This is a genomic window from Streptomyces sp. DvalAA-14 (assembly GCF_900091855.1).
Taxonomy (GTDB): Bacteria; Actinomycetota; Actinomycetes; order Streptomycetales; family Streptomycetaceae; genus Actinacidiphila.
Window position 1 is genome coordinate 1 of sequence record NZ_FMCH01000488.1, and the last position, 6709, is coordinate 6709.

Sequence of the window (6709 nt, forward strand, 5' to 3'; positions counted from 1 at the left end):
ATCCCGTGGGTCACCGGGCAGGGCGGCGCGGCGGCGGGCCCCGCGGCGGCGCCGAAGCCGGATCGGGGCCGGGCCGGATCGGGGCCGGGCCGGGCAGCGCGCCGCCCGGCCCGGCCACGAGGTTCACGGCGCCGGCCGGTCCGGCGCGCCGAACGGACCGGGGTCGGGGCGGTACCGGAGCCCGGTCAGGGCTTGGTGGTGACCTTGTTGCCGGTCGCGTCGAGGGCCCACCACAGGCCGCCGAACTGGTTGAGGCCCTGGCCGTTGGCCTGGCCGGACTTGGTGTCGCTGACGAAGCCGTAGACCGGGTGCCCGTTGTAGGTGACCTGGGTGCCGCCGGACCGCTTGGTGGTGCCGAGCAGGTCGCTCTTGGCCTCGCCGGTGGCCTTGGCCTTGCCCGAGGTGAGCAGGGGCGGCCACGCGGCGGCGCAGGCGCCGGTGCAGTTGGACTTGTCCTTGGTGTCCTTCGCGAACAGGTACAGGGTGTGGCCCTTGCCGTCGACCAGGATCGTGCCGAGCTTGCCGACGGACTTCGTGGTCACCGTCGCCTGCGAGGTGGCGGCGTGCACGGCGGTGTCGGCCGCCGCCTCGCTGGCGGCGACGGTCGCCGACGCCGTCGCGGCCTGCTCGGGCGCGGCGGCCTTCTTGGTGCTGGAGGAACAGCCGCTCATCGCGGTGGCGAGCAGCATGGCGGCAACGGTGCAGGTGACCGTCGTGGCGGTGCGCTTCATCAAAGCTCCAGAGGGTGTGCGTGGGCCAGGAACCCCACCCTCGGTCCTCGGGGTCCCGCACGGCCGTTCCCCACGCCCATGGACCGCCCGGCGCCGACCATTCAGACCAACCGCTGCGCCACCTGGAGCAGGGTCCCGGCCGGCCCGCGCGGGCACCGCCCACCGCCGGCCGGGGTCACTTCCAGCCGGGGGTGATGACGTCGCGGCCGAAGCGCGCCATCTCGGTGTGCTGGGGCGAGAACTGCAGGAGCATGAGGTCCACACCGGCCTGCTCGTACGCGCGGATGCGGGCGGTGATCTGCTCCGGGGTGCCCACCAGGCCGGCCCGCAGGCCGCGGTTGGAGACGCTGTACTCCTCCAGCGAGACCTGCGACTCCAGCTGCGAGCCCTCCACGAAGTCCTGGTAGGAGGCGTAGGCCTCGGGGGACGAGCGCACGTCGAGGATGCGGCTCAGCTCCTGCTGGGCCTCCTCCTCGGTGTCGCGGCAGATCACATAGCCGGAGACGCCGAAGGACAGGGGCGGCAGCCCCCGGGCGGAGCGGCGCTCACGCATGTCGGCGATCTTGGCGGCGATGGTCTCGGGGGAGTCGCCGTGCATGACGTAGGCGTCGCCGCGGGTGGAGATGAGGTCCTTGGCGGTGGGGGACTCGCCGCCCATGTACACGGTGGGCCGCCGGGCCGGCTTGGGCTCCAGGACGGCGCCCTCCAGGTCGTACAGGGCGCCGTGGTGGGTGACCGTCTCCTCGGTGAGCAGCCGGTGCAGGACTTCGAGCCATTCGTCGGTGCGGGCGTACCGCGCGTCGTGCACGTCGAAGGGGGCGCCGTACTGGGTGGCCTCGTCCTTCCACCAGGAGGAGACGACGTTCAGGCTCAGCCGGCCGGGGGCGACGGTGTCCAGGGTGGACAGCGCCTTGGCGGTCAGCGACGGCAGGTGGTAGTTGGGGCGGACGGCGAGCATGAGTTCGAGGCGGGTGGTGACGGCCGCGACGGCCGGCGCCAGCGTCCAGGCGTCCAGGCTCGGCGCGCGGTGGCCCTTGATGTCGTTGAGATTGAGCTCGGCGATCAGGCTCAGGTCGAATCCCTGCAGCTCGCTCGCCACCGCGAGATCGCGGATGTAGGGCCAGTCGATGGACATGGCCTCGTCGGGCACGTTCCGCAGCCAGCCGCCGAAGATCGGCATCCAGTATCCGAAGCGCATCAGCGGGTCTCCTCTTCCTCGATCAGCCGCTTGAGGAGGCGGGCGATCTGCCGGGGTCCCGAGCGGGGCGCCAGGCCCTCGACTTCGGGGTTGTAGTTGGTGTTGGTGTTGACGTCGTAGGTGACCAGGCGTCCGTCGGTGGTCTCGATGAACTCGAAGCCGGCCACCTCGATGCCCTGTTGCCGGGCGAAGTCGAGGTACTGCCGCAGGACCGGGTGGTCGAAGCCCTCGCGCAGCGCGAACAGACTCGGCGCGTCCGGGCCGCCGTCGATGGCGCAGGCGTCGGCCGGGCACAGCTCGAAGCCGCCGCGGGCGGTGTCGGCGGTGAGCGCGTAGACGACTGCGCCGTCGACGATCTCGACGCGGGTGATCCGCGGCTCGGCGGCCGGCAGGTACTCCTGGAGCAGGGTGACGCCGTCGACCGGCGCCTGGTGGTCCGGTGCGGCAAGGTGGTCGGCGAAGGCGTCGACACTGTCGAAGAGCGCGACCCCCAGGCCCTTGCCGCCCTGGTTGTGCTTGACGATGAAGGGCAGCGGCAGCTTGGCGGCCGCCGCCAGCAGCCCGCCGCGGCCGACGACCGCAAGGGTGCGCGGCACCTCGATGCCGGCCGCGCGCAGGGCGGTGAGCTGGTCGACCTTGCTCATCTCCAGCTCCAGCACCCGGCGGCCGTTGACCACCCGGCGGCCGTGGGCCTCCAGCCAGTTCAGTACGGACCGGGTGTGGTCCTTGGCCAGCTCGTGGCCGCGGGTGTGCGCGGAGGCGCTCATCCGGGACCAGAAGACGCCCTGCGGCGGCTCCGCGTCCAGGTCCAGCACTCCCTCGCCGAGCAGCCACTGCTCGTGCTCCACACCCTCGGCCTCGAAAGCCGCCGCGAACGGCGGATACCAGTCCGGGTTCTCGTGGATCACATACGCCTTCACCTGACATGCCGCCTTCCGCCGGTCCCGCCCCCTCCGAGGTTATCGCACGGGTTTTCGCAGGCGGCAGAGCGTGTCGTCAGCCCGCGGCCCGCCGCGGCCCGGTCACCAGACCGGCCGGAGCGCCGGCAGCTCGTCGCCGGCCAGGGAGCGGATGATCGCGGCCAGCTCGGCGCGCGGGACCTGCCGGCCCCGGGCGCGCAGCCGCTCGGCGAGTTCGTCCTCCACCTCGCGCATGATCCGGCCGGCCACGTCCATGTGCTCGCGCCCCTTCCCGGTGAGCACGACCAGCCGGCGCCGGCCGCCCGCCGGGTGGGGCCGGCGCTCGACGTAGCCGCGCTTCTCCAGGTCGTCGACCATGAGGCCGGCCGCCTGCTTGGTGACGCCGAGCCGCTCGCCCAGCTCGGTGCTCGTCGAGCCCGCGCCGCGCAGCAGCTGGAAGACCAGGCCGTGCACGGGCCGCAGTTCGGCGTAGCCGGCGGCGTCCAGACGGCCGACGAACTCGGAGAGCACGAGCTGGAAGGCCATACCGACCAGGAAGGTCAGTTCGGCTGTCTCCAAGGGGTCGTCGGTCGGCACGGGTCCATCTTGACACCCCTTTGTACAGTTGCTTTACTCGCGGTGAGTAAAGCTACTTTACACAGGAGGCGCCATGTACGTCGTCAGCGAGAGCGCGGAGCGCACCACCCGCACCCCGGCGGGCGCGATGTTCGGTTTGGCCGGCCCCAGCAGCGGAAGCACCGAAGTCGCCACCTGGCGGGTGGAGATCGGCGCCGGCGCCTCCACTCCCGAGCACATCATCGACCGCGAGCAGGTCTGGACCCTGCTGTCCGGGGAGTTCGAGGCCCTGGTGGACGGCGAGACCGCCGCCGTGCAGGCCGGGCAGGCCGTCGTGCTCCCGGCGGGTGCGGTCCGGAGGCTCACCGCCGTCGGCGGTCCGGCGCAGGCGCTGTGCGCCATGCCCGTCGGCGGCAAGGCGATCATTCCCGGCGGTACCGACAAGCTCCCGCTGCCCTGGGCCGAGTGAGGCCGCCCCGATCCGGGTGGCCCGGTGCGGTCGCGTCAAGGGCGTTGGGAGGGATCACCGAACTCATCGTCCGGCGCAGGTGTGGTGGAGGGGTCGCAGTGGCAACGGAGTAAAGCAAGAGGCCTGTTGGCGGCAACTCCCGCTACCACGACAACGCGTGGTGATGTGTGTCCGAGGGGGGACTTGAACCCCCACGCCCGATAAAGGGCACTAGCACCTCAAGCTAGCGCGTCTGCCATTCCGCCACCCGGACCGGGTATGTCACCGCGGCCTCGGGGCCGTGGCGACGAGGTAAACCATAGCAAAGATCCAAGGGCGCTCGATCACGCTGTCGGGCGCGGGACAGGGGCCGGGACGGGGGTGGGACCGCGGTGCGGCAGAGGTGCAGCAGGGGGATGGCAGGGGGACGGCAGAGCCACGGCAGGGGTGCCTCAGGGGTGGGGAGCCTTGGGGATGGTCGGGGCGGCGGGGGAGGATGGGCGCGGCAGCGGTCGTAGGCGCCGGGGTGCACCGGCGGGCACGGCAGGGAACGAGCGAGGAGTCGGCGTGGGCGCATCGGAGTCGGGCAGGGCGGACGGCGTGACGGGCACGGGCGAGGACGAGGTGGTCGCGCTGTGCAGTGAACTGATCCGGATCGACACCAGCAACTACGGCGACCACTCGGGGCCCGGGGAGCGGGCCGCCGCGGAGTACGTGGCCGAGAAGCTGGCGGAGGTCGGACTCGAGCCGCGGATCTTCGAATCGCACCAGGGGCGCGCCTCGACGGTGGCGCGGATCGAGGGCGAGGACCGGTCCCGGCCGGCGCTGCTCATCCACGGGCACACCGACGTCGTACCGGCCAACGCCGACGACTGGACCCGCCATCCCTTCGCCGGCGAGGTCGCCGACGACTGCGTATGGGGGCGCGGCGCGGTGGACATGAAGGACATGGACGCGATGACGCTCGCGGTCGTACGCGACCGGCTGCGTACCGGCCGCAAGCCGCCGCGCGACATCGTGCTGGCCTTCGTCGCCGACGAGGAGGCGGGCGGCACCTACGGGGCCAAGTTCCTGGTGGACAAACACCCGGACCTCTTCGAGGGCGTCACCGAGGCGATCGGCGAGGTCGGCGGCTTCTCCTTCACCGTCAACGAGAACCTCCGGCTGTATCTGGTCGAGACCGCCGAGAAGGGCATGCACTGGATGCGGCTCACGGTGGACGGCACCGCGGGCCACGGCTCGATGACCAACAAGGACAACGCGATCACCGAACTGTGCGAGGCGGTCGGGCGGCTCGGCCGGCACGAGTTCCCGGTCCGGGTCACCAAGTCGGTCCGCGGTTTCCTCGACGAACTGTCCGACGCGTTCGGCACCGAGCTGGATCCCGAGGACATGGAGACCACGCTCGCCAAGCTCGGCGGCATCGCCAAGATGATCGGCAGCACCCTGCGCAACACCGCGGCGCCCACCATGCTCGGCGCCGGCTACAAGGTGAACGTCATCCCCGGCCAGGCCACCGCCCACGTCGACGGGCGCTTCCTGCCGGGCTACGAGGAGGAGTTCCTCGCCGACCTCGACCGGGTGCTCGGCCCGCGGGTCAAGCGCGAGTCGCTGCACTCGGACAAGGCGGTGGAGACCGACTTCGACGGCTCGCTGGTCGACGCGATGCAGGCGGCGCTCAAGGCGGAGGACCCGATCGCGCGCACGGTGCCGTACATGCTGTCCGGCGGCACCGACGCGAAGTCCTTCTCCGAACTGGGCATCCGCTGCTTCGGCTTCGCGCCGCTCCAGCTGCCGCCCGAGCTGGACTTCGCCGGGATGTTCCACGGGGTGGACGAGCGGGTGCCGCTGGCCGGGCTGCGCTTCGGGGTGCGGGTGCTCGACCGCTTCATCGACAACTGCTGATCGGGGCCGGGGTTCGGCCGTCCGTTCCCGCGCGGCGGCCGGGTCCATCCCCGGTAAGGGTGAATGAACCGGTGCTTTCGTAGCTCTAATGCGTTCGGCCTCGTTACGGCATGTGTGGTCCGCGGCTGGGATCACACATGTCCCATGAGGAGGAACAATGATCAAGAAGGTCGTCGCTGCTGCGGCTGCCACCGGCGGTCTGGTGCTCGCGGGCACCGGGCTGGCCTACGCCGACTCCGGTGCGCAGGGCGCGGCGGTCCAGTCGCCGGGCGTGCTGTCCGGCAATGTCGTGCAGATCCCCGTCCATGTGCCGGTGAACGTCTGCGGCAACACCATTTCCGTGATCGGGCTGCTCAACCCGACCTTCGGCAACACCTGCGTCAACCAGTAGTCCTGCGCCGGCCGTCACCGGCCGGATCGGCCCCGGGCGCGCTTCCTGCGCGCTCCGGGGCCGATCGTCTTTTCGCCGGGCGCGCTCGGACAAAACGTAGATATGCCCATACGCAGGTATGCGGAACAACACCAAGGCAGGGATGTCAGAAGTCATGCGAGAGGTCACCAAGAGGGGTCTGTTCACGGTCGTCGCCGCCGGCGGCGTGCTGGCCGCGGGCAGCGGCGGGTTCGCCCACGCGGACGCGGGCGCGGCGGGAGTCGCGGCGGGCTCGCCGGGCGTGCTGTCGGGCAACGCGGTGCAGATCCCCGTGCATGTGCCGGTGAACATCTGCGGCAACACGGTCAACGTCGTCGGGCTGCTAAACCCGGCGCTGGGCAATTCCTGCGGGAACACGTCGGTCCACACGACGCCGCCGAAGGACTGCCCCCCGGGACAGCCGGGCACCCCGCGGGGCCCGGGCAACCCGGGGACGCCTGGAAACCCGGGAAACCCGGGGAACCCGGGCACGCCAGGTACGCCGGGTAATCCCGGCACGCCGGGCAACCCGGGCACGCCGGG

8 protein-coding genes and 1 tRNA gene are annotated in these 6709 nt (G+C 71.5%); 4 read left to right on the top strand and 5 right to left on the bottom strand.

Annotation, left to right across the window (positions count from 1 at the left end; all coding sequences use genetic code 11):
- Positions 1-185 precede the first annotated feature (185 nt).
- The 4 genes from GA0115240_RS25835 to GA0115240_RS25850 form a co-directional block, all read right to left on the bottom strand.
- A complete protein-coding gene (locus tag GA0115240_RS25835) occupies positions 186-731 on the bottom strand; it encodes a COG4315 family predicted lipoprotein (protein ID WP_093740180.1) in 546 nt (181 codons plus the stop codon).
- Positions 732-906: 175 nt separating this feature from the next.
- Positions 907-1929, bottom strand: coding sequence for an LLM class flavin-dependent oxidoreductase (locus GA0115240_RS25840; protein ID WP_093740182.1), 1023 nt, complete (start codon positions 1927-1929; stop codon positions 907-909).
- Positions 1929-2849: an ATP-grasp domain-containing protein gene (locus tag GA0115240_RS25845; RefSeq protein ID WP_093740184.1), complete on the bottom strand. Its 921-nt coding sequence runs from the start codon at positions 2847-2849 to the stop codon at positions 1929-1931. Before GA0115240_RS25845 ends, GA0115240_RS25840 begins: the two co-directional genes overlap by 1 nt.
- Positions 2850-2951: 102 nt before the next feature.
- On the bottom strand, positions 2952-3425 hold the full coding sequence (locus GA0115240_RS25850; RefSeq protein WP_256069980.1) for a MarR family winged helix-turn-helix transcriptional regulator: 474 nt from the start codon (positions 3423-3425) through the stop codon (positions 2952-2954).
- A 73-nt stretch (positions 3426-3498) separates the two neighbouring features.
- Here GA0115240_RS25850 and GA0115240_RS25855 point away from each other — a divergent pair, with 73 nt between their 5' ends.
- Positions 3499-3873 carry a cupin domain-containing protein gene (locus GA0115240_RS25855; RefSeq protein WP_093740186.1) on the top strand — a complete coding sequence of 125 codons (375 nt, stop codon included), beginning with the start codon at positions 3499-3501 and terminating at the stop codon, positions 3871-3873.
- 168 nt (positions 3874-4041) lie between these two features.
- Here GA0115240_RS25855 and GA0115240_RS25860 read toward each other — a convergent pair.
- A tRNA-Leu gene (locus GA0115240_RS25860) sits at positions 4042-4126 on the bottom strand.
- A 293-nt stretch (positions 4127-4419) separates the two neighbouring features.
- Between GA0115240_RS25860 and GA0115240_RS25865 the strand changes: the two genes are divergently transcribed.
- From GA0115240_RS25865 to GA0115240_RS39055, 3 genes are all read left to right on the top strand, one after another.
- Complete coding sequence (locus tag GA0115240_RS25865; RefSeq protein WP_256069981.1) at positions 4420-5757, top strand: M20/M25/M40 family metallo-hydrolase; 1338 nt, start codon at positions 4420-4422, stop codon at positions 5755-5757.
- A 157-nt stretch (positions 5758-5914) separates the two neighbouring features.
- On the top strand, positions 5915-6148 hold the full coding sequence (chpH, locus tag GA0115240_RS25870; RefSeq protein ID WP_093740190.1) for a chaplin ChpH: 234 nt from the start codon (positions 5915-5917) through the stop codon (positions 6146-6148).
- 154 nt (positions 6149-6302) lie between these two features.
- A partial coding sequence (locus GA0115240_RS39055) for a chaplin (protein WP_141708962.1) occupies positions 6303-6709 on the top strand: 407 nt, incomplete at its 3' end.